19 protein-coding genes are annotated in these 24,533 nt (G+C 36.4%); 4 read left to right on the top strand and 15 right to left on the bottom strand.

Going from position 1 to position 24,533, the window contains the following annotated elements:
• Positions 1–302: 302 nt before the first annotated feature.
• Positions 303–818, bottom strand: a complete 516-nt coding sequence (locus tag NST02_RS12620; protein ID WP_095306186.1) for a hypothetical protein — start codon at positions 816–818, stop codon at positions 303–305.
• A 30-nt stretch (positions 819–848) separates the two neighbouring features.
• Complete coding sequence (locus tag NST02_RS12615; RefSeq protein ID WP_095306187.1) at positions 849–1,040, bottom strand: YbxH family protein; 192 nt, start codon at positions 1,038–1,040, stop codon at positions 849–851.
• A gap of 241 nt (positions 1,041–1,281) precedes the next feature.
• Here NST02_RS12615 and NST02_RS12610 point away from each other — a divergent pair, with 241 nt between their 5' ends.
• Positions 1,282–2,004, top strand: a complete 723-nt coding sequence (locus NST02_RS12610; RefSeq protein WP_095306188.1) for a hypothetical protein — start codon at positions 1,282–1,284, stop codon at positions 2,002–2,004.
• Between the two features lie 212 nt (positions 2,005–2,216).
• Here the strand turns inward: NST02_RS12610 and fdhF are convergent, their stop codons facing one another.
• Positions 2,217–4,289, bottom strand: a complete 2,073-nt coding sequence (gene fdhF / locus NST02_RS12605) for a formate dehydrogenase subunit alpha (RefSeq protein WP_235879503.1) — start codon at positions 4,287–4,289, stop codon at positions 2,217–2,219.
• Between the two features lie 420 nt (positions 4,290–4,709).
• Positions 4,710–6,860 (bottom strand): PAS domain-containing protein, encoded by a 2,151-nt coding sequence (locus NST02_RS12600; RefSeq protein WP_340949102.1) that lies wholly within the window; start codon positions 6,858–6,860, stop codon positions 4,710–4,712.
• A 420-nt stretch (positions 6,861–7,280) separates the two neighbouring features.
• Here NST02_RS12600 and yhfH point away from each other — a divergent pair, with 420 nt between their 5' ends.
• Positions 7,281–7,415, top strand: coding sequence for a protein YhfH (gene yhfH, locus NST02_RS12595; protein ID WP_095306192.1), 135 nt, complete (start codon positions 7,281–7,283; stop codon positions 7,413–7,415).
• A gap of 176 nt (positions 7,416–7,591) precedes the next feature.
• The gene (pepF, locus tag NST02_RS12590) at positions 7,592–9,406 is read left to right on the top strand and encodes an oligoendopeptidase F (RefSeq protein WP_340949101.1); all 1,815 of its coding nucleotides are present in this window, start codon (positions 7,592–7,594) and stop codon (positions 9,404–9,406) included.
• 973 nt (positions 9,407–10,379) lie between these two features.
• Here the strand turns inward: pepF and NST02_RS12585 are convergent.
• The 4 genes from NST02_RS12585 to NST02_RS12570 form a co-directional block, all read right to left on the bottom strand.
• Positions 10,380–10,568, bottom strand: coding sequence for a cold-inducible protein YdjO-related protein (locus tag NST02_RS12585; RefSeq protein WP_095306194.1), 189 nt, complete (start codon positions 10,566–10,568; stop codon positions 10,380–10,382).
• Between the two features lie 515 nt (positions 10,569–11,083).
• Positions 11,084–11,209 (bottom strand): YjcZ family sporulation protein, encoded by a 126-nt coding sequence (locus NST02_RS12580; RefSeq protein WP_095306195.1) that lies wholly within the window; start codon positions 11,207–11,209, stop codon positions 11,084–11,086.
• Positions 11,210–11,313: 104 nt separating this feature from the next.
• Positions 11,314–11,421, bottom strand: coding sequence for a YjcZ family sporulation protein (locus NST02_RS12575; protein WP_095306196.1), 108 nt, complete (start codon positions 11,419–11,421; stop codon positions 11,314–11,316).
• 153 nt (positions 11,422–11,574) lie between these two features.
• Positions 11,575–16,656 (bottom strand): AAA family ATPase, encoded by a 5,082-nt coding sequence (locus NST02_RS12570; RefSeq protein ID WP_340949100.1) that lies wholly within the window; start codon positions 16,654–16,656, stop codon positions 11,575–11,577.
• 127 nt (positions 16,657–16,783) lie between these two features.
• Here NST02_RS12570 and NST02_RS12565 point away from each other — a divergent pair, with 127 nt between their 5' ends.
• Complete coding sequence (locus tag NST02_RS12565; protein WP_095306198.1) at positions 16,784–16,927, top strand: anti-repressor SinI family protein; 144 nt, start codon at positions 16,784–16,786, stop codon at positions 16,925–16,927.
• 65 nt (positions 16,928–16,992) lie between these two features.
• On the opposite strand, the gene NST02_RS12560 is transcribed toward NST02_RS12565, so the two are convergent.
• The 7 genes from NST02_RS12560 to napA all read right to left on the bottom strand — a co-directional run bounded on the left by NST02_RS12560 (position 16,993) and on the right by napA (position 24,370).
• Positions 16,993–17,709, bottom strand: a complete 717-nt coding sequence (locus NST02_RS12560; protein WP_137744085.1) for a response regulator transcription factor — start codon at positions 17,707–17,709, stop codon at positions 16,993–16,995.
• Between the two features lie 293 nt (positions 17,710–18,002).
• Complete coding sequence (locus tag NST02_RS12555) at positions 18,003–19,187, bottom strand: serine hydrolase domain-containing protein (RefSeq protein WP_137744916.1); 1,185 nt, start codon at positions 19,185–19,187, stop codon at positions 18,003–18,005.
• A 443-nt stretch (positions 19,188–19,630) separates the two neighbouring features.
• Positions 19,631–20,500, bottom strand: a complete 870-nt coding sequence (locus NST02_RS12550; RefSeq protein ID WP_095306201.1) for a NapH/MauN family ferredoxin-type protein — start codon at positions 20,498–20,500, stop codon at positions 19,631–19,633.
• 10 nt (positions 20,501–20,510) lie between these two features.
• The gene (locus NST02_RS12545; protein WP_235879587.1) at positions 20,511–21,068 is read right to left on the bottom strand and encodes a 4Fe-4S dicluster domain-containing protein; all 558 of its coding nucleotides are present in this window, start codon (positions 21,066–21,068) and stop codon (positions 20,511–20,513) included.
• Positions 21,069–21,076: 8 nt separating this feature from the next.
• Complete coding sequence (locus NST02_RS12540) at positions 21,077–21,340, bottom strand: chaperone NapD (protein ID WP_095306203.1); 264 nt, start codon at positions 21,338–21,340, stop codon at positions 21,077–21,079.
• Between the two features lie 67 nt (positions 21,341–21,407).
• Positions 21,408–21,815, bottom strand: coding sequence for a nitrate reductase cytochrome c-type subunit (locus NST02_RS12535; RefSeq protein WP_095306204.1), 408 nt, complete (start codon positions 21,813–21,815; stop codon positions 21,408–21,410).
• Between the two features lie 14 nt (positions 21,816–21,829).
• Entirely contained in the window at positions 21,830–24,370 is a 2,541-nt protein-coding gene (gene napA, locus NST02_RS12530; protein WP_095306205.1) for a nitrate reductase catalytic subunit NapA, read from the bottom strand.
• Between the last annotated feature and the right edge of the window lie 163 nt (positions 24,371–24,533).

The following is a 24,533-nucleotide window of genomic DNA, read 5'->3' as shown; positions in this document are numbered from 1 at the left end:
AAAGCCTTCCTACTTTAAATAAGTAAAAAGACTTCAAATATCGGCAATCAATCAGATATAGTGGAAGAGTTCTTCTCCCAGTGCCGTAGAAAATACGTTCTTACGTAAATTGGCAATTTGAATAGCTCATCGCCTGCTATTTTAACTACCGCAAAAGCTTGTCCGAAGGATTCACTAAAAATATGAACATGAGTGGATCTCTCAAAACATATTATCGTGGAAAGGCAAGCACAGAACGAAATCGACTCTATCTGAGCAAGCGGGTCTGCCTTCAGGAAAGTGCTCATCCATTATGTCTGCATTTAAGGATATAAATTATCAAACATTTTCTGCATAAAATGTTGATCATTGCATTTTGCCGTTTGCAAAACAATCGCTTTTCCTTCTTTAACCTTTTTATCAACTAATATCCATTCATGAGCTTCCTTTTTCACAGTTAACATAATATTATTATTGTTGATATCTTTATACAATATATAACCTCTTCTTGGATCATGATTTAAGAAATACAATCTCTTTTCGCCTCGATATTTGCCTGACATTAATTTTTTTAATGATTCAAGAGTCTCATTTTTTCCTGTCAGCATTTCGTTTTTCCAAAGATCACTTGCTGTGAAAAAGATCAGGCTATTTTCACTTTTTTTCTCCAACAAATCAAAACTGGCTAATACATCATTATTAACTAAGTTTATATATTCAGCTTTTGTCTCATCGACCATTTGCTTACACTCTTCGGATATTTCCTCTTCATTCGCACTACTATGTTGCGGTTGTAAAAAGAGGAGCAAGGCTCCGATCCCAAAAAATAACTTTTTCATTTTACCACCTCTTGTCTTATGAAAACGGCATTAAATATCATGTTTTTGACAATAGTTTTCAACAATTTCTTCAATTAAGCTCGGCTCAGGATATTTGCCGTAAAAATGAAAGCTAAGTTCCTCAATAAATTCCCCGTTCAAATATACATGAATTGCTCCATTTTGGTTTACCACACTATATTCAGGCTCAAATCTGTATCCATTTCGATCAATAGCCCCCATTTTATCAGCTCCTTTATTGAAAATGACGATACCAAGCATTATTATTACTTTCACAATCGGCACTGCGCTCTCATATTAACGCGATATGAAAAGGATTCATGCCATGGTTTAAGCAAGCTTTGGTTTCATTTTCACCTTTCGTTACATAACATATGTTAGGACATATTCAAAGTTCCATTCTGCCCAATTTTCTCAGCAACTATAACTGGGGCTACATTTAAAAAAGAGGTGAAGCATAGAAATGTTAAATGAAGAGGTCAATCCTCAAATATATAAACCTAGAAGGAAATCTCCCATATCATCTAACCAACAACTGTTCAAATTGAATTATTTACAACGTATTCTTGAGGAACAAACTACGATTAATAAAAATTTAACTCATTCCGTTGAAAAGGTTAGTCAGTCACTAAAAAGAACAAACGCTAACCAAGAAAGTACACTCAAACAAATGAACCTGAAGCTACAGGAACAGGAAAATTTCTCTAATGAGTTAAAGGACTACTTAATGGAACAGGAGAAAATAAAAAAGGAGCTTTTAGAAAGAATTGCTGTAGTCGAAAAGACGAATCTCGCCGTTATGGAAAAATTACAAGCAGACAGCCTTTTAACAGAAGCGATTTTAAAACAACAATCAACACATGAAGAAATGCTAGTAAAAATGATGACAAATTTTGAGGACACGAGTTCAGTTACTGAGCAATTAAAAAAACAGGAAGAATTGTATCAAGACTTTTCCAATAAACTTGGAGTTCACGAGGTATACCATACTACGGTTATGGAACGACTTGATCAACAGGAAGGCTTAATAAAAAAAATTGGCGGTGAATTGGATCATTTAAGAGCGATTCTCTTCGAAAGAACATCGCATATTTTAGAAAAGCTAGAAACGCATCTCAACCGGATAACGAAGCCGATCCAAAGATTCTTCATTAACACAGAAGGAAAGGAAAAGGTTGATAAATAAATATGAGTCCAGCCAAAGTCAAAAATGAGCGATAGCTGTTCCCCTTCAGAGTGATTGAAAACGTTTGTCACATTAAACACAAGGCTTTGGCTGGAGCGGAATTTCTATAATAGGTAATGAATTTCCAAACATAACAAAAGCACGAAGAATGCGAATGTTTTGCAGGCAGCCTGAATTAACCTCTTCCCTTTCCCAAAAAAGAGCAAAATTGATTAATCTACATTCTTTTTGCGAATATTAACGGCACAAGCTTTAAATTCAGCCGTTCCTGAGATAGGATCATACTCATTTATCGTCAGCACATTTGTCGGAACCTCGCTCCAATGAAAACTCATGAAAACAAGCCCAGGAACAACTTGCTCTGTTATTTTCGCCTTCACAGAAAGAGACCCCCGTCTTGACAGTACTTCAACTACCTCCCCATCTTCGATCTTTAATCGGGCAGCATCCTTAGGATGGATATCTACTGTCTCCTCTGCTTGCTTGAGCTTAACGCCTGAAGCGTAATGGCGTGTTTGCGTATGTGTATTATAACTTTCCAGCCGTCTTCCCGTTGTTAAGGTAAACGGATAGTCTTTATCTGGTTGTTCAATCGGAGGTGTATAAGCTACAGGGACAAAGGCAGATTTAAGTGTATTATCATAAGATTGATGAAACCTTTCGTGCAAAACAAATGTTCCTGGATGCTCTTCATTTGGACATGGATAATGGATGGCATATTCTTGATCTAGACGTTTGTAAGAGATTCCTCCGTACACTTCATGTGCTAGCGTTCTTACTTCCTCCCAAATCTCTTCACTATTATTGTACATCATTTTATAGCCAAGACGAGAAGCTAGATCACATAAAATTTCCCAATCCTCCCTAACGTTTGCATCTGCTTTTACAGCTTGCCTAACTCGCTGTATGCGTCTATCCGTATTAGTATACGTACCCTCTACTTCACCCCACGATTTTGCAGGTAACACGACATCAGCTTGTTTTGCAGTATCGGTTAGAAAAATATCTTGTACTATTAGCAAATCAAGATTATTGAAAAGCTTTGCTGTATGATTTAAATGTACATCTGCAAGCAATGGGTTTTCTCCAATAACATATAAAGCCTTTACCTCTCCATTTTCCATTCTTTCAAATGTTCTTGTTTGCGTGTCTCCCACATTGCTGTTAATCTGAATTCCCCAATGGTCCTCAAATCTCCTGCGGTATTGGTTGTCAGTAATGGAACGTGCCCCCGTTATCATATTAGGGAGACAGCCCATGTCTCCAGCTCCTTGAACATTATTTTGACCTCTTAACGGCATGATTCCATTGCCACGTTTGCCAATATGACCTGTTAGCATTGCAAGGTTGGCAATATCAAAGACGTTATTAACTCCACAATGATGTTCAGTAATTCCTAATGTATACGCAATCATCGCTTTGTCTGCTCTCGCATATTCTCTTGCTGTTTCTACAATATCAGCGGCATCAAGACCAGTTATTTTTGCAGTATATGACGGTGTAAAAGTTTTAACTTGAGCCTTTAAACGCTCAAAGTCAGCGGTGTGCTTCCGCACCCATTCATCATTAAAAAGTCCTTCTTCAATAATTACATGGAGCATTCCATTCATTAAAGCGATGTCCGCACCTACTTCAATTTGAAGATGACGATGGGCTACTTTTGTCATATCAATCTTTCGCGGATCTACGACAATAATTTTTAAGCCCTGTTTAGCGGCCTTTTTCATTTTGTTTGCAATAATCGGATGCGCTTCTGTTGTGTTGGAACCCATCAGTAAAAGAACATCTGATTCTTCAAAATCATCAAGTGTGTTTGTTGGAGAACCGCTGCCAAACATCGTTGCCAGACCGGCAACACTCGGGGCATGTCACGTTCGATTACATCCATCAATGTTATTGCTTCCAATTGCGGCTCTCATGAATTTTTGCGTTATATAATTCGATTCATTTGTTGATCTGGCACAAGCAAACATAGAAATTGCATTTGGGCCGAAATGCTCCTTAATATGTGTAAGTTTATCCGCAATAAATTGCAGCGCCGTTTCCCATGTTGTCTCAACAAGTCGTCCATCTTGGCGTATGAGCGGACTTTTTAAACGTTCATCTGCATGAACATACTTATAAGCAAACGCCCCTTTTACACATGTCTGTCCTTTATTGACCGGTGCTGCTTTATCTCCGCGGATTTTTGTAATGTTATTATCCGTTACCTCAAGCAGAAGCCCACAGCCTGTCCCGCAATAGCCACAAATTGTTTTAACTGTTTTAGTTTCTGAAGCCTCCATAACAATCCCTCCTCTTCCTTACTTTTATTCTAGCGAAAAAATAATCACAGACGATTACAAAAGTTAGAAGTTATTTTGAACTTTCTAAATAAAAGGCTACGATATATGATTCTGGTGACTTTTGGCTTATTTCGAGGTTTGTCCCAAAACCTTTTAAAAAAACTGTTGTCAAGAAGTCGTTTTTAACGACCTTTTCACACAGCTGCGTTTTTTCGCATTGCTAAAAAGAGCACTGATTCGATGAAACGCTTGGAGAAAGCTTGTTTTCTCCCTCGTTTTATCGAGTCAGTGCTAAACAACAAGTTTATTTAAACTTAACCAATAAAAAATAGTGTATCCCCAACCGAAGAAAATTTTTTAGTAAAAACTTGTTAACTGGCGGAAAAGGACCACTCTTAAATAAAAAGCCCACTTACAGCATTAGGCTGTGTGAGCTGGTAAAATAATATTAAAGGTAGTTCCTTTATTTAGTTCACTTTCAATGAAAACTGTTCCGTTATGACTTTCAATAATTTTATAGCTCACCATTAAGCCGAGGCCATTCCCATCCTTTTTCGTTGTATAAAAGGGCTCACCAATTCTCTTCAATTTTTCCTCTGGAATTCCTACTCCTGTATCTTGAATTGAAATTTGTACTTGCTCGCTTGCTACATGAACACGAACAGTAATATCTCCGCCGTTTGGCATTGCCTCAATACCGTTTTTCACAAAGTTTAGAAAGACCTGTTTCAAACGGTTCTCATCACATTCAATTTGGACAATATCATCATTTGCTTCAAAATGCATGCGAACCTTTTTCTTTCGTGCTTCAAATTCCAATAATGATAAAACGTCTTTAATAATCGGAATAATATTTTTTTCCTTCAGATCAACAACCTTTGGCTTAGCTAATACCATAAAATCCTCAACTATTTGGTTTACTCGATTTATTTCATCTAAAATAATGTCTACAAACTCTCTTCTTTGCTCATCTGTTTCATCTTCTAACAAAAATTCCGCATAACCTTTCATGGATGTGAGCGGATTTCGAATTTCATGGGCAACACCTGCTGCCAATTGTCCAACTGCCGCAAGCTTATCTTGACGATGAAGAATTTCCTCTGTCCGTTTACGCTCTGTAATATCGTTTCTTATTGCCAAATACTGATATGGTTTCCCTCTTTCATTCATAAAAGGAACAATGGTTGTGTCCACCCAATAATAAGAACCGTCTTTCGCCTTATTTCTTATCTCTCCTTTCCATACTGACCCACTTCCAATTGTTCTCCACAATTCTCTAAAAAAATCGTGACTGTGGTACCCAGAATTTAAAATGCTATGATCCTTCCCAATTATTTCGTCTCGATTATACTGAGATATTTCACAAAATTTATCATTAACTCGAGTTATAATCCCTTTTTCATCTGTAAAAGCCACAATCGACGACTGATCTAAAGCAAATTTTATATCGTTTACTTCTTTTAACGTTGCTTTCAGCTTGCGCTCTGATTGCTTACGATTAGTAATATCTGTTCGAATAGAAACATATTGATAAGGTTTTCCCTTTTCGTTTAAAAAAGGAACAATGGTCGTATCAACCCAATAGGTACTCCCATCCTTTGCCCTGTTTTGAATTTCGCCTTTCCAAACCTTTCCACTGCCAATTGTTTTCCAAAGTGATTGAAAGAATTCTTTTGGATGGTAACTAGAGTTCAAAATTCGATGATTTTGCCCAATTAGTTCATCCTTCGTATATTTCGAAATCTCAACAAATTTATCATTCACATAGGTAATCGTTCCTTTGGCATCTGTTATCGCCACGATCGAAGACTCATCAAGCGCTGCTTTAATATCTTTTAAATTTGAATCAGAGTCAGCAAGTCTTTTGCTTACAAGAGCACTTGAACCTATTAAACCGCTCATGATCATGACAGCAACGATTAAAATGGCATAAATCAAAAATGTTTCCTGAAAAGGGTCTCCCGTAACACCTGAAATATCTGTCCTTGACGTAATGGAGGAGGCTTTAAGAAGTAAAAAATGTCCTTCAACAACAGCAGTTGTAATTATGAGTGAACTTAATGGTCTAATCCACACGTTCTTTGCCAATGATGAATCATAAATTAGCCAAAAAGCAAAATAAAAAGAGACAAATACTACTAGTGCTGTCACAGCTAATATCACCCAATTATAGGTTAGAGCCAGCTCAAGTCCGAACATGCCAATGATATGAATGGAGAAGACTGCACTCATCATAAAAAAACTTGCTGCAACTAAATTTTTAGGTGTAAGGCTATTTAATGAAATTGCGTAGAAGGCCATTCCAGTGAAGCAAATCCCCACCAAAATTGCTAAAAAAGTTACAGGCAAATTGTAATTCGATAATGTCGTAATGTCTAACGCAAAAAGAAAACTCATCACCCATATGCCGAAGCTTAAAGACAGCGTTCCACCAATAAACAGGAGAGGCTTATTGCGCTCTGATGTTCTCAGCATTGAAAACATATCCAATGCTGAATAGGTAGCCATCATCGTTAAAATAGTTGCAGCAATAATCAAGATTGGATTTAAAGATAAATATAAAGTCAACATCAATCAGCCCTTTTCAAAGAAAAGTTTCTACTATAATTGTAATGTAAACTAATCGTTCTTTAAAGAAATATTTCCAGTTCCCTTCTGTCTTAGGATAAAGATGGCCATTTTGTCGAAAAACAACCATTGATTGATAGAACATATTTAGCTTTGGGTTAGATTTCGATATTCATTTTTGGCTCATTTCGTGTCAAACATTGTTTTCACACGTCTCTCAGTATAACTGAAAGAGTTCTATCTTTGATGCAAAGCTTGTGATCTCCGTTGTTTTACCGAGTCAGTGGCCAAAAAACTTTTGATCGCCTATAAAGTTTAACAAAAAGTTTTTAAAAAAATAGTTCATTTTTTTAAAAATTAATGTATACTGTATTATAACAGAATTTAATAATTTAAACTGTATTAGAAAAGGAGTGGATTCAATTGATCATTAGTCCCATCGAATTTTTCCGCACGCTGCCAAAAAAGATTTGTCCGGAATGCGGGGAAACTATGAAAGAGCAAGCCGAAAGTTATTTAATGGAATGTGACCGCTGTTTATCAAAGAAAACTGAATAGAAAAAGTCATAGCTTTAGCGCCAATTCAGATGCGCTAAAGCTTTTTTGAGCGGTTTTAATCATTGAAACGATTTTATATAATATTTAGAAAAATATATTAATTAACAGGATGCTCATGTTATTATTTTAATTAGGATACCGAAATAAAAAGTTCCGAATAAAAGGAGGAGATTTTAATGGAAAAAATGATGACCACTCGATTAAAGCGTGAAGAAGTTCCCATTAATTTAACATGGAAGCTCGAAGATTTATTCTCATCGCCTATTGAATGGGAAGCTGAAATTGCTACAATTGAAAAAGAACTTTCCGCATTTTCAGTTTACAAAGGGAAACTTCATGAAAGTTCAGCTACACTATTAGCATGCCTTGAATTGCAGGAAAAATTAAATAAGAAATTGATTTTAGTGAGTACATATGCTTCGCTGCTACAATCAGGAGATAGTACCAATCCCATAAACCAAGCTAATGCAGCGATAATTGGTAATTTACGTTCAAAAACAGGTGCAGCTCTGTCCTTTATAGAATCTGAAATTATTACTATGCCAGAAGAAAAATTGCAACAGTTCATCGATGAAGAAAAGGGGTTAAAGCCTTTTACAAAGATGTTAACAGACTTAATTGATGGCAAAAAATACCGACTTTCTCCTGAAACAGAGGAAGTGCTCGCTGCTCTCAGTGATGTGCATGACTCACCATATGCGATTTATCAAACAAGTAAGTTAGCTGATATGCAATTTGAGCCAATCATTCATGAAGATGGTGATGAACTGCCGAACTCATTTGCATTATTTGAAGATCGTTACGAATTCTCTTCAAATACAGAAACTCGAAGAAAAGCTTACGAATCATTTACAAAAACGTTAGAGCAATATAAAAATACTTTTGCGACCACATATGCAACTGAAGTCAAAAAACAAGTAACGTTATCCCGTCTTCGAAATTTTGATTCTGTAACAGATATGCTTTTATACCCACAGCAGGTTTCTAAAGAAATGTACGAAAATCAATTAAACATTATTCAAGCCGAGTTAGCGCCTCATATGAGACGCTTTGCCCAATTGAAGAAGAAGGTTTTGCAATTGGATGAACTGCAATTCTGTGATTTAAAGGCGCCATTAGATCCTGAATTCAATCCTAAAACCTCATACGAGGAAGCAAGTGAAGTGATTTTGGAATCATTAAAGATAATGGGGCCTGAATATTTAAATATCATGAAAAAAGGGCTCACAGAACGATGGGTTGACCGAGCTGATAACGTGGGGAAAGCGACTGGGGCATTTTGCTCAAGTCCATACGGTTCACACCCATTTATTTTAATAACTTGGACAGACACGATGCGTGGTGCATTTGTGCTTGCACATGAATTAGGGCATGCTGGACATTTTTATTTAGCTAATCAAAATCAACGCATAATGAATACAAGACCTTCTACTTTTTTCATTGAAGCACCTTCAACCATGAATGAAATGTTGCTTGGTGATCACCTGCTTTCTAATACAACAGACCCACAAATGAAACGATGGGTTGTACTACAGTTATTGGGAACTTATTATCATAATTTCGTTACCCATCTTTTAGAAGGGGAATTCCAAAGAAGAGTTTACGAGCTTGCAGAGAAAGGTACTCCCTTGACCGCAAAAATACTTTGCGAAACAAAAAGAAATGTGCTTTCTGAGTTTTGGGGTGACACTGTGGTACTTGACGAAGGGGCAAGCCTAACTTGGATGAGACAGCCTCACTATTATATGGGGCTTTACCCATACACATATTCAGCAGGTTTAACAGCCTCCACGGCAATGTCACAGCAAATCAAAACTGAGGGAGAGCCTGCTGTTAACCGTTGGTTAGAAGTTCTAAAAGCTGGTGGAACCAAAAAACCGATAGACTTGTTAAAACAGGCAGGCATTGACATGTCAAAACCTGATCCAATTCATAAAGCAGTTGCTTATGTTGGCTCCCTCGTTGATATTTTGGAGGATAGCTATAAATAAAGAGGAATAAAAACAGGGTGTCCAAAAAGCATAGCTTTTGGGACACCTCTTTTTGATACTTCTTCCACCATAGATTAAATCTGAAAAACAAACCTTTTATCTGTCATAAAATGCCCCAAAAAGAAAAAAGCAGATATCAAAAGTCATTTTTAATGACCTATTGACACAGCTTCTTTTAATAACAGCTTAGGAGACCCAACCAATTCATCAGTTTAATGGAATATCCCTGTTATCAGGAATTTCTAATAACTGACATGTGTTTGTTCCGCTTTAACAGGCATTACTCTGCTCATAAGCATTCATACTATCTCGCAGTACCTTGGGTTACAAACTTATTCAATTGTCATTGCTCAATTGCTCCATCCCTATTCTTGATTAAATGCTTCAAAATTTACTTTTGAAAGGTATCATATGTGATTGTGTAACGACATTCTTGAATCATTTACCATAGACGTTTCCCAATTCTTGCTAGAATCTTCTGGGTAAGAGCTTTTGTTCTACGTATCATGACATTTACTTATAGGTAGAACATTCCTTCTTAACCAAGTGGAATATCCTTCGCAAAGTGAGGCGAAAAACTGGATAAAATGTCTACTTGGTACGATACTTCATCATTTCATCGTTACAAATTTTCATTACCTTCTTCATCATTCCACTATTAAATCAAAAGTGATAAAAGAGCATTTGCTTACGTTCACGCAATCATACTTCTACGGAACGAGCACAATGGTTGAGCCTCCTAAATCGTTATTGCATAATCTTATTTACACCTTTATTATAAGCAATTTTTTACTTATTTTACCTTCCATTTACGACATTTATGTGAACGTTCTCATGAAGTTAGATGTTGTTAATTGTCAGTGTTGACTTTACTTTAAACGTAAGATCATCATAAACAGTAAGCACACGGCGGGAGAGACTTTCGTATGAAAGTCCTCTCTCGTCTGCAAACAAATATGTATCATTCTTCACTTTAATTTATTTTTGGCAATTCCCTTATCTCCATTGTGGTATCATTGCCACAGAGTGGACATTTCAGGTCGTAACTAGCAAAATCCTTTCTCATCCAGCCTATGCAGCCATCATCCATACAAGCATAGACTTCTACATCCATCATGATATCTTCCGGTTTTTCTTCCTGTGATTTCCTATTAAAAAACATAATCATCGTCCCCTCACATAAAAATTCAGTAATAATTACACTTTGCTGGTCAGTATGCTAAAGTGAAAAAATAGCGGTGTTATTTACCTATTTGCCTCACATACCATTTAAAAATATGGTATTCTGTCGTTCTTCTACTTATTATTGGCAAAAATCATTTATTTCACGCATCTATTTCCAATCTTGTCAAAATAAGTCGATCCATTCTTCCATTTTCTTAAGGACGTTTTTAAAGTCCAAGGAGCTTTGCCCCCTTCTTCACTTACTAATGTGGCGGTAACGTGATTCTTTTTAAAAGCTGGTGAGAACCTATAGAGGAATAATACAAATCATTCTTATGAAAATTTCTGCAAACTATCACACTTCACGGTAATGTACTTACATGAATGCCTGTTTTCGGAAATTTATGTACTCTTTGGCTCCAGATGAAACAAAAAGCAAGGGAAAAAAATCGCTTACTTTTCTTCCCTTGCTTTATTTCTTAGAATTTTTCAGACAGCCTTGCATCACTTCTTTTATAGCCATGCAGCGCCTACAATGATTAAAAGGATAAACAATACGACGATGAGGACGAATCCACCGTATCCAAATCCAGTTGCAGGGTAGGCATAACCACAACCACCAAATCCTCCGTAACCCATTACTCCACTTCCTTCCCAAATATTGTAGAATATGGAGCCATTTCAATGATTTTATATTGGCTCTCTTTCTAAACTCTTCTTATTTAGGATGCACCCCGTAATTGTTAATACCAGCCACCGACGTAAGACGCACCAACTATAATAAGAAGGATGAACAACACAACGAGTAAAGCGAATCCAACACCATATCCGTGTCCAGCTCCTGCGCTCATCTTATCCACCTCCCATTATCTCTACACCCATACTATGTAGGAAAAAGTTGTCCTGAATGGGCTTCTGTAATAAGTGTATAAAGAAAATAAAAAGAGTGGCATCAACTCCACTCTTAATTTCATGAATGTATAATTGGATAAAAGTGAGATTTACTATTCATTAAAATGTTGAAACCCCATTAATGCTATTTCTTCAATCGTCTCATCTTCAAGTTCTACAATGGGCAAAGTAAAGAAAATAGTTGTGCCTTCTCCTTGAACACTTTCTGCCCATATATTGCCTTTATGATGTTGGATGATTTCCTTACTAATCGATAGCCCTAAACCATTCCCTGCCATAAATGGATTTGTATTCCCCGTGTACGAACGTTCGAAAACTTTTTCCAACTCAGAATGTGAGATTCCCATACCGGTATCTGTAATCGCAAAAGTTACATAGTGATTATCGCGTTTGAGTGCAAAGGCTATCGAACCTTCCATCGTATGCTTAAGGGCATTAGAAACAATATTTGTCACAACCTGTTCAATCCGAGCGACATCAACATCCACATACAAAGGGCTTAAACCCTTCTCTTCTAATACTGAGCGCTTAAAGGCAAGTCCTTCATGTTTAACATCCCATTCGTGCTGATCACATAAATAATGAAACAGTTTTTCAACATTTACGATTTCTGTAACAAAGGTCATATTTCCAAACTGCAATTTAGATAATTCGAACAAATCCTCGATAAGCCGATTTAAACTAGCAAGTTTATCTTTACTGCGTTTTAAATAAGTAAGTTGTTTCTCCGGTGAAATTACAACTCCATCCAACATTGCTTCAATATATCCTTGTATCGATGTAATAGGGTTTCGCAAATCATGAGAAATATTGGATAGTAGTTCCATCCGTGCTTTTTGGGCATCGGCAAGCTCTGCATTTGTTTCTTCCAAGCTTTTATTAACAATCTCCAGTTTTTCTGTCCGCTCTTTAACTTTTTCTTCTAAGTTCATATATAGTAAAGCATTTTGTATGGAAATGGCTGCTTGGGACGCGATAGTGGAAAGCAACAATAAATCTCGCTCAGTAAATGCATAAGGAAGCAGATGATTTTCCAAATACAAGATTCCAATCAATTTTCGCTGATGTAATAACGGAATCGTCATAAGAGACATCACTTGTTTTTCCTGGATATAAGAATCCATTTTAAATAATCCTTCAACACATGCTTCGTGTAAAATGATTGATTCATGACTCTTTTGAACATATTGGATAATTTGCATCGGCAAAAGCTTCTTTTGTTTTTCAGCTTTCATTTCTTCAGGAAGATTAGCTAATCTAAGTTCTTTCCCTTTTTTAAGAAGTAAATAACCGGTTGTTGCTCCAGCATTTTCAATTACAATATTCATTACTTTTTGAACAAGATTATCGAAAACAATTTCACTTGATAATGTCTGAGAGCTTTTCAGAACAGCCTCTAAATCCAAAACATCAAGTCTCCCCTCCAGCTGGAACCTATCCTTGACGAGATTTGGAAACGTATTTGCGAGCACAGTACATTTTCTACCCGCTCCCCACTTTTTATAAAAACGGTAAGACTCCTTTAAATAAAAATTGCTTAAGCGGATCGCCTGACGCTTATGATAATAATGGGAAGCACATTCACAAATGATCGCTGCGTCTTGTTCAAAACCGTTCACGATTGCTTTATCTAAAGCGGTCTCGTAGTCGTCTGCAGCAATTTGGTTCTCACCTAGTACACATGCTGTTTCAATCTTCATTAATAAATATTTATGTTCATAATTCATCGGTGCATGGCTGGCCCATTTCTTCATCTTCTTCAAATTACGCTGCAAATATTTTTTGATTTTCTTCCGCTCTTTTGAAGGCTCCTGATAATAAAATCGAACTAACCAAAGGGTGTGATAGAAATAAAATTCAGGTGCAATCACAAGAACAAGAGTATTCGTTACAACGTTATTTAAAGCATCAATAATCTCCCTCGCTTTTTCATCATCTGCAACGATATATGCCATCTGTAAACGAATTGTATTATGCATGATAAAAGCAGAAGGATCATCCCGCAAATCAGCAAGCTGAGTAGGTGGTAATTTTCTCTTAGTTCCATCCGCCAGCCATTCCATCCATTCTTTCATTTCAAGCAAAAATTTCATCGAGAGAAAATATTGAATTTTATTAACAAAGGCTAATTGTTTATTAATCTCTGTTATAACAACGTTTAGTGAATCTCCTTTAATCAATCTAGTAATAATGATAAAGGAGCTAGCAGCTCCAGCTAAATGAAAATTCCCAGACTCCAAACTTAATGTTTGAGATTTTTCTAGCGAATTTAAATTGATTGAAATCGAATTTTTCCAATGGTTCACAAAGCTTCCAAAAACAAAGTGAACCCTTGCTGTCAATTTCTTTACCCGACTTCTCTCAACGTGAGCTAGTGCTAGTTTTCCAAATTGATAGCTTTTATCAAAATTGCCAAAGCCTGCGCTCAAAATAAGAGCATAATTATTGTAAACAAGGGCAGTTATATCGGTATTTCCGTGCTTTAATGTGAATCTGAAAGCCCGGAGCATTAAATAAGTAGCTAAATTTTGGTTTACATGATAAGAAGGGGCATTCATATTAATAAGGCTTTCTATAATTAAACAATCTTCAGGATTCTTCATTGGAGCTAAATTTAATAGCTCTTCAGGCTTTTTTCCGATAAGTAAAGTCTGAAGAAGTAAAAATTCTTTAGCAATTTTCTTCATCCCAATGGGTCGATCCAGCTTCCAACCAAAAAGCTTTAATCCAGTTGTCCCACATTCAACTGCATCCTTTAATCTGCTAACATGGGTATACATGATCAGCTTCAAATTATAAACACCCATTTTTTCATTGTTTGTCTTTGCATTATACAATAGAGTTTCAAATGCACTTTCTGCCATTTCGAAATCACTATTCAAATATGCACATTCCCCTAGTCCAATGAATATTCGATAGGAAAGCTCATAATTCGTTTGCCAATGTCCATGGTTAAGGAGATTTTTAGCAGATAAAAAATAATGATAGGCCTGTTCAAAAGCTGCAGCATTTTTAGCAACTTCACCAGCTTGTGTGTTGAAAACTGTTAATGTCATTCTCTGTACATCATCAAGCAAAGGCACGCAGAAATTAAGATGATCAGCCAGCTTAAAAAGATGATTAGGTTCAGGTAATTGCTCGAAATTACCCCATTTACTCAACCCAATTTGAAAGTGAAAAAAAGCTTGTTCCTCTTTGCTCATACTTGTATAAACCGCTTGCTGAACTTTATCATGAATAAATTCCAGTACAAGGTCATGCTCTACACTTTGCTGTCTCGAAAAACAGATAAAGCCCTCGTCAATGAGCAAGTACAAATCTTTTAGAATCTCATCGTTTGAAGTTTTTGCGGCCTTCACTAACTCAAAGTAAGTGAAAACCGTTCCAAGACAAGCAGCAAACTTTAAACTTTTTACAACCTGCAAAGACAATGCGATTAATTTCTTACGAATGTGTTCCATAATATCTTTACCGATAATTTGCTTTGGAAATTTCCCAATATGAAAGGTATAACCATTTTTTTCTTGATTTACTGAAATATACTGTTCCTTTTCTAGAGTAATTAAAATCTGTTTCAGAAAAAAAGGATTCCCTTGCGAAAGATTGTAAACATAAGCTGTTAAACTACTATAATCGTCAACGAAATGATAATTGTAGTAAAGCCATTGAGCAACTTCTTTTTCATCCAACGGTGTAATCTCGATGCTGACAACCTTTAATTTCTGCAGCAAATTCAGATTATGAATTGATTTTGCGCTTTGCTCTTCTTCATTTCTGCTAGCTATAATCATTAGAATATTTAAAAGCTCTTTATCCTCTGATAAATAATGAAGCAGATCAATGGTCGGTTGATCAGCCCATTGAATATCATCGATGAAAAGAATAACGGTAAATTCTTCTGTTAATACGGCTAAAAGCTGCTGAAATGTAATAAGGATGCTGTTAGACCTTTCTAGCGGTCCAATTTTTTCCTCAAAATGAGGATAACCAATGATCCATGTAAACTCTGGAATAAGCTCACACAAAAGTTGACAGCGGAGATCTAATTTAGCAAGAAAACGCTCCTCCCACTTTTTAACGAAGTCATCCCCTTGTGAAAGAATTACGCGAAAAATGGTCTTGCATGCTTGAATAATTGGCCCGTATGGAGTGTTTCGTTCAAATTGGTCCCATTTTCCAGCAGCAAAAATTGCACCTTTTTTATCAGATATATTCATAAATTCTTTTACTAACGCTGTTTTTCCAGTGCCGGAATTTCCACGAATATGGACGATTTCCTTATTCCGTTGTTTAACATTTTTATAGATCGCCTGGAGCTGTTTCAACTCCTGTTCGCGGCCGAATAGCTTGCTTTCATTTTTAATCTTTATAGAATCCTCTAAACCTAGTTTGAAATGACTAATTTTTCTCTCATTTTGCCATTGAAGTAAACATCTTTCCAAGTCCTTCAACAATGAATATGCTGATGTGTATCTTTTATCAGGTGATTTTTCTAAAAGTTTCAGAGCGATCAATGAAAGCTGACTAGGTATTTGTGAATTTAACTCTGCTGGAGGAGTCGGTAGCTTTGTAAAATGCGAATAAACAATTTCAATCACATCTGCTGTTGGAAAAGGTAATTGTCCTGTCAACATTTCATAAAAAACTACTCCAAAGGAATAAAGATCAGAGCGAACATCTGCCTCTTTCTCCATCCTTCCCGTCAGTTCAGGCGAGCTATACCATAAAAACTGTTTATCAATAGGCTCTATCAACCCCATTAGAGAGGTAATATACAGCTTCTGCTCTGTAAGATGGACATGAACATGATCGGGGTTCAAGCATTCGACTAACTTGTCCTTTTGATGGAGGCTGATGAGCATTGTAGTTAATTGCATTGAAATAATGAGCATTTGTTCAATTGACAAACACTTCCCCTTAATCAAAGAGGATAACGGTTTTTCAAAGGAGAAATATTCGTAGACTGCGAAAAAATTATCATTAGCTTTTTTTATTTCCATTGGTTCAATAAAAGAAGGAAATGCCTTCCATTCTCTTTTCTCACTTTCCACTGAAAAGGATTTAAAATGATGAATGATTACTTTCTTTCCATCCGATTGTCGTCCTTCATAATAGTGAACTCCATCTGTTGAAGCCAATAATTGAGTAACCTCATAGCCTGGCAAACTTATCATCCAGCGACACATCCATCGTTTATTTTTGAAAAACTTTAATAAATCTTTAACAAAGTTTGAACTATATTTATAGTTCATATATTATTATTGTTTTGTGAATATTATGTGAATAAACTGGGAGGTATTTATGGAAAAGGTCACTGAATTTGAACAATCAAAAATTGTCATTATTCCCAATAAACTAGATGAAGAATGGTTAAGATTAATTATACAAGCCAAACGTCTTGGATTAACTATAGATGAAGTAAGAAATTTCCTGAATAGTAAATAGAAAGGTCTAAAACCCATTTGATTCCTAAAAATTCTGACATTATATACATAAGTTCGAATTTGGGTTCAATTAAGATAGCCATTAAATTTATAGCCTATTCCCCTAACCGTCAATATATATTCTGGTTTCGCAGGATTCGGTTCAATCTTTTTTCGTAAATTACTTATATGTACCATAACAGTTCGATTATCACCAAGGCTATCTTCGCCCCATATAAGCTGAAATAATTGTTCAACACTGTAAACTTTTTCCACATTTTGACTTAATAAGGATAATAGCTGATATTCTTTAACTGGCAGTGTAATCGGTGTACCGCGACTACGTACAAGACAACTATCCAGATCAATCGATAAACCTGGAAACTCAATAATATTTCTTTCTACACTTATGTTCTTTTTTTGCCTACTAATCCTTGTTCTTCTTAAATGTGCTTTAATTCTTGCTACTAAAACTCCAGGGCTAAAAGGTTTTGTTATATAGTCATCCCCTCCTATTCTTAAGCCAAGAATCTTATCGAAATCATCTTCTTTTGCGCTTAAAAAAAGAATCGGAGCATCTGTTTTTTCACGAATAGCTTGACATGTCTCATATCCGTCGAGCCCTGGCATCATAATATCAAGGATAATTAAATCCGGGCTAAAACCATCGAGCACATCTATCGCCTCACTTCCTTCTATAACGGAAGTGATTTTAAATCCTTCTTTCTCTAAATATAATTCAAGAATATTCCGAATATCAGGATCGTCATCAACAATTAAAATTCTGTCTCTATCCCTACCCATACTAATCCCCCTAAATTTTCGGCTATTTCTATTTTACTATAAATACCCTTTTTTTCCTCCTATTAGTACTTTTTTTGTCATAGTAATAATTCCTAATAATTCGACAAAATATCTCATTATCTAATAATCTTTCGACGTCATTTAATAATTTGCGGTAAATTCAATATTCTATCGACTATATTTGACAAATCAAAATGAATTTTAGTTAAACAAAAACAAGTGGAACAACCTCCACTTGTTTTTGCTCTATAATTTGAAATGAAATATAACTAAAAGAGGATTCCTCCGAGTTCTTAATCGTGGTCATTATAAAAAACTTCTTTCACCAGTCTTTTAACCATTAAATATATATTGATCGTTTCTATTTTAGGCCCCATTTCTTGATTCATGAATATGATCAAGCCATTCTTTTTTTCTGGATTGTAAAGGGCTATAGAAAATATCCCTGGATCCGAACCAGTATGTCCGACAATGTTTCCACTATTCAATTTTTTCATAAAAATATCATCTAAAACTGAATAACTCCATCCTAAAGCTTGCTTTCCATCGTTCGATTGGGGACTTAACATCTCTTTAATGGTTTCTGATTTTAGTATGGCATTATCTTTATTTAGAATTGACATACTCATAAGAAATTTACTAAAATCAACCACATTTGTCTTTAAAGAGCCATCAGGATATGTAGGAAAAGAGTACTTTGGTAATTCTTTACTCCCATCATATGGTGCTGCAAAATTATCTGTTTTTACATCTTTATGAAGCCAATATGTTTGTGACATCCCTAACGGATTAAAAATGTATTGTTGAGAATATTGATCGAATGGCAATTGACTAATTTGTTCAACCATATAACCTAATAGTCCGTATCCGACATTACTATACACAAAAGTGGTTCCCGGTTTATATTCTGTATAATTATTTTCCACCGAATACCATTTCCCACCTTCATATAAGTATTCTTTAGAAAATTCACCGATTGAAATTTCAGAGTCTCCTCCACCATTATCAATCGTATAAAGACTGTTTAAAATATCCCAATTATCTTTAATTCCTGATGTATGATCCAATAACATTCGAACAGTTATCGGCTCATTTGAGAAATGGGGGTGTTCAACCGAAAACGGAAGATACATGTTAATGTCATCATCCAAATTGATTTTTTCCTTTTCAATTAGTTGCATGATAGCGGTAGCTGTGACAACCTTTGATAATGACGCAATTTGAAATACTGTGTCTTGACTTACTTTTCTTCCTTCATTGATATTCGCATAGCCATAATTTATAAACCTCTCAACTTCGTTATTTTTTATGATAGCAATGGAAACACCTGGTACATTTGTTTTATCCAGCTTATTATGTACAAAACGATTTATGTTTCCCGGGTTTGAAAAATCTACTTTAATTATGATTGCTATGCTTGTAATTATTAAAACCAGGGCGATTAATGCTCCCAATATTTTAGTAATCTTAATAACCATTCAAACACTCCTTATTATAAAAACAACTATATTTACTATACCATTTTTTTCTATTTGGTAATGTTAAAAAATATTAAAGTTAAGCTCTACATTTCTTTTCGAACTTCATTCTATAAATCATATCGTGACTCGATAATTGTAATTTCCTTTACCTTATCTAAAATTGACTGAAGGGTCAGTTTAGAGCAAAACAGTGGAAAAAATCAGATGACGGTATACTGGGTGATACGAGATATTTAAGGCAGTGGGTTCTAGCGATAATATTTACTAAAACGACCACACGATGGGGATGTTACGAGAATTTTTCCAGGGAATCAAATAAGGTGGCAGACCCACACTTGGCATCTTTTGAGGATTAATATTTTTAGTAAAGCTTTGTAATTGAAAAAAACCGTTATTTTGAGCAATTCATCTCAAAATAGCGGTTTTCATTCAGTGTTCTTTTAACGGTTAAAAGGATATTTTTTCTCAAAATTAATTTTATGGAAATGGTTAATGACACCTGGTTTTTCCCTTACCGTAATTTTCAATGCTCCAAACGGACAATTGTCAACACATGCACCACAAAGACTGCAATCTCCAGCTCTCACATATTCATTTTCCCTATTAATCGCAGGCTCTAAAATGTCAGGGTCAGCAAAGCAAACAGATCGACATTTTGTACAGCCAACACAAAGATCATGGTTAAACTTTACTTGAAAGGTCCCCACTTTCCCAATCGATTGATAGAATCCACCAAGAGGACAGAAATAACGGCACCAGCCTCGCTTTGAGATAAACAACTCAAAGAGAACAATTGCAACGATTAGCCATAAACCAATTCCGAAGGTAAATAAAAGATTGCGCATCGTGAACCCAATAGGTGAAATCAGTTCAAATACTGGGACTCCGATAAAAAAGGACAGCAAAAGGACTGCAAGTGCGTAGTATTTTTTATGCTGCCTCTCAAAATGCTGATCAGGAAGCTTGAAAAAATTTCTTATCTTATCCGTTAATTCTAATAACGTATTCAATGGGCAAATCCAACTGCAAAAAACTCTCCCACGTACGAACAAATAGAATAGAAAAATTAGGAGAGCGCCGCCGAGATAAACAAAGCTGATTTCCCTTGAAGCAAATAAAATTTGCAAGGCAGCAAATGGATCAGTCAACGTGATCCCAAAAAAACTTGATGAAGCAAGAGAGCCAAAAAAGAAATTATCACTCTCTACTTTGACGAAAAACAGTGGGGTAAGGAATATAAACAGAATCCCCCACTGAACAAATCTTCTAGCAAGAGTCCATTTTCGAATGACTTTTGGTCTTTTAACCATTTTATCATCCCTATCTTAATGATTGATTATACGATGAAAGAGGTAAAATTTGAACTCCCTTTTGCTCGGAAATACAGTTAGCCACACATTGTCCACACCCATTACAAACATCTTCATTAATGACCGGTTTCCCATTTTTTAATTGGATAGCTCCCTCTGTCTTACAAGCATAAACGCAATAGTCACACATGACATCCTTGTAGGTTAAGCAGATATGCTTTTGAATCGCTGCATAACCAATCTTTTTCGGAGCTTCTTCATTCAGGGCACCCGTTGGACATATATCAACACAGCGATTACATAAAGTACAGGGATTCTTGTTTGGATCAATAAAAGGCGTATTGACAAGTTTCGCACCATAGGAAATTGAAAATAAACTTATTATTCCTTCTGGACAACTCTCTTTACAATCACCACATCTACTACAGGCCGTTAAAAATTCAAGCTCATCAAGTGTACCAGGTGGGCGAAAGAAATCTCTCTCCAAGTCCAATTCATAGGTTAAGAGATTTCCTAAAAAACCGGCAGCAGCCTCCATATTCAATGAAAAAAAACGCCTTCTGTTCAATCTGTCACTCATATATAATCAGCTTCTAGTTGACAATTAGGATCTTCTTCAAAGTTGCTATATACAAGGCAAACTGTTATGATTCCATCAATCTCCTTAAAACTTTCTCCCAGTTGATAGCTTTGTTCCGCTGTATCTGTTTCCATCGTAATAATGATTTTATAATCCTGTTCAATATGATGCACTTCTACACCGTTCTTTTTCTCAAGCTCCTTCGCCACAAATAATGCCCGACCGGGAACTGTTTCAATAAAGAGGCCGGAAATAACCATATTCAAGTCTCCTTTCTGACAGATTTCATTCATACGCTGTTTGTATGGTAATCAGTTATGCACTTAGCTAGTCTTCACTATTAAAAGCCGACTTCGTATCGTTCTGTTGTCCATGACATTGAATACAGTTATCTCTAAAAATCGGGTTATTTATATTGTTATCATAGTAATGGTCTTCTGGTATTTCTCTAGCACCAGTTGTTTCTGGAGTAGCATGGCAAGTTAAACAACTTTCATGGCGTTGTTCCGGAATCCAGCGGTCAATATGATCTGCTGGTTGCATCGGAGGGGCACCAATAAGAACCATTGTTGCTGAATCTTCTCTTTCCTCCGAATTAAGCTGAGGAACCACGATCTCAACCGCTTCCCCGCCAAGTTCTTCACTTGCCTGTTCAGTTGAACCGATTTTAGATATCCCAATTGCTAATCCTACAATTAGAATAAATCCTAACACATAAACATATTCTTTACTCAAAGTGCACACCTCCACTATGCTTTCATAATTTTAACAGCACATTTTTTATAGTCTGGTTGTTTCGAAATTGGACAGTAAGCATCAAGAGTTACTAAATTAATTAGTGTTTCTTCAGCAAAGAAAGGAACGTATACTAGACCTTTAGGAGGGTTTCCTCTTCCTTTCGTAGTTGCCTTGACCTCAACCTCTCCACGTCGTGAAATAACTTTGACCATATCTCCTGTTTTAATTCCCATTGCTTCAGCGTCCTCTGGATGGATCTCACACAATGCTTCAGGCACCGCTCGATGCAATTCAGGCACACGTCTTGTCATAGAACCGCTATGCCAATGTTCTAAAACGCGTCCTGTGCATAACCAAAATGGGTATTCCTGATCAGGAATTTCAGGTGCATCCTCAAACGGACGGAAGAAGACTGACGGGCGATGATCTTCCGATTTATAAAAATCTATATCTTGATATTTGCCAACCTCTCCAAGCTCTTCCACTCCGTATTGGTCGAAGCCCTCTTCCTGCTTTCCGTGCACATAGCGCCAGTTCGTTTCAACCCATTCTCCATTTACGTTTCTTACTGGCCAGCAAATGCCATGTTGCTTGAAATATTCTTCATAAGGAGCCATTTGCTTCGCTTTTGTTTTTAATTTTTTCCCTAATTCTTGAATTTCTGGATTATCACTTTCATGGGGGTTCGTAAAGGCACGATATTCATCCCATAAAATTTTATTTACTTCGTGTTGGTCAGAAATGAGATCATTATTTGCGCTATCCCATATACTTCCGAACAGGACATCGAACGCAGGTTGATCGCCAATTTTTTTCCCAGCAAGAACTCTTTTGGCAATTTGCACAATGACCCAAAGATCCCATTTCGCTTCTCCAGGTGGTTCCGTACATTTTTCAAATACAGAAGTTCTTCGCTCAGCGTTGCCAAATTGTCCTTCCCGTTCGACCCACATTGCTGCTGGAAAAACAACATCTGCCAATTCCGTTGAGCGGGTAGGATACACTTCGGAAACAACAATAAATCCGTCTTTCACACCTTTACCATCTTCGTCGTTTCCTCTGAAACGATTGAGTTTTGGTAATGTTTGTCCCCAATTGTTCGACATGCTCCATAAAAATTTCACATTGCCTTTACCAAGTTCGCGGAACATTTTAATCGTATGATAGCCCGGCTGTTCAAGCGGATCCAAATATCCTTTTGGTAAATTCCAAATCAATTCAGAATAACGGCGATGTTCAGGATTTGCTACAACTAAATCTGCAGGGAGACGATGAGAAAACACGCCAACTTCCCTTGCTGTACCACACGCACTTGGCTGCCCAGTTAAAGAAAATGGTCCATTTCCAGGCTTGCTGATTTTTCCAGTTAATAAATGAAGATTATAAACAAGATTATTAATCCATGTCCCTCTCGTATGCTGATTCATTCCCATCGTCCATAAAGACATAATTTTCTTATTCGGATCAGCAAATTCTTTCGCCAATGCTTCAATATCTGCCGCCGGCACGCCAGAGATCTCTTCCGCCTTTTCTAACGTATATTCACTAACCTTCTCTTTAAACTCATCAAAGCTGATTTCCCAAGCTTTATCAGCAGCCATGCCAACTTCTGTACTGTCATAATCATCGTTGACAGAATGCCCTAAATTTTCTGTCCCAGCTTTAAATTTCACATGCTCGTTGACAAATTGTTGATCAAATTTTTGGTTGACGATTAAGTAATTGGCAATGGCATTTGCAATTGCTAAATCGGATTGTGGGCGAAATTCCATCACAACGTCTGCCGTTTCTGATGTTCTCGAACGTCTTGTCGTAATATCATAATGCTTTACATCTGGATTGCTTAATTTATGCGCTGTCAAGCGGGAGTACAAGACCGGGTGCATTTCAGCCATATTCGCGCCCCATGTGACAAAAACATCTGCTTCATCAAGATCCCGATACGACCCCATCGGTTCATCGGATTGGAAAGTCGTCATAAATCCAGTAACAGCACTTGCCATGCATAATCTCGCATTAGGGTCGATATTATTGCTTAATAAACCAGCTTTCCAAAGCTTTACAGAAGCATATCCTTCCATAATCGTTTGCTGTCCAGAACCCCAAAATGCAATTGACTTTGGATCCTTATCATAATTTTCTTTTAATTTACTTGCCACAAGATCTAAAGCCTCTTCCCACGTTGCTTCCCGGAACCCTTCCATCGTCCCTTTCTTTGATTTATCTTCACGAATGAGCGGCTTTGTTAAACGATCCTTGCCAAATAAAATCTTACCTACATAAAATCCCTTAATACAATTCAAGCCCCTGCTTGAACGATTATCTGGATCTCCCTTTGTAGCAACCACTTTACCATCTTTTACACCGACAAGAACCCCACATCCTGTACCACAAAAACGGCAAACGGTCGACTTCCATTCATCTGGCTCAACACTTTCTTGGGCAGTTACCGTTGTGCTATTTGACTTTTTATCCTCCTTCTTACATCCTGCTACAGCCAATGTCATCGAAATGGCTGTCGCTTTTAACAAACTTCTTCTTGTCAATTCCATTCATTCTTTCCTCCCTTTTTTATAGGTAGTTAATTTCTATTTTCAACCTACGTTTTTTTGAAATTAACTAGAGAGATTCTATTTTTTGGCTTTGCTAAACAAAATATCAACGCCGACATATAACAAAGCCTATTTTTAAGTGAACTGCTCCCTTAATTAGATA

The sequence above is a fragment of the Robertmurraya sp. FSL W8-0741 genome (assembly GCF_038004005.1).
Classification (GTDB): Bacteria; Bacillota; Bacilli; order Bacillales; family Cytobacillaceae; genus Robertmurraya; species Robertmurraya siralis.
Note: the sequence above shows the minus strand (reverse complement) of the source record. Positions and strands in the feature narration are given on the sequence as shown.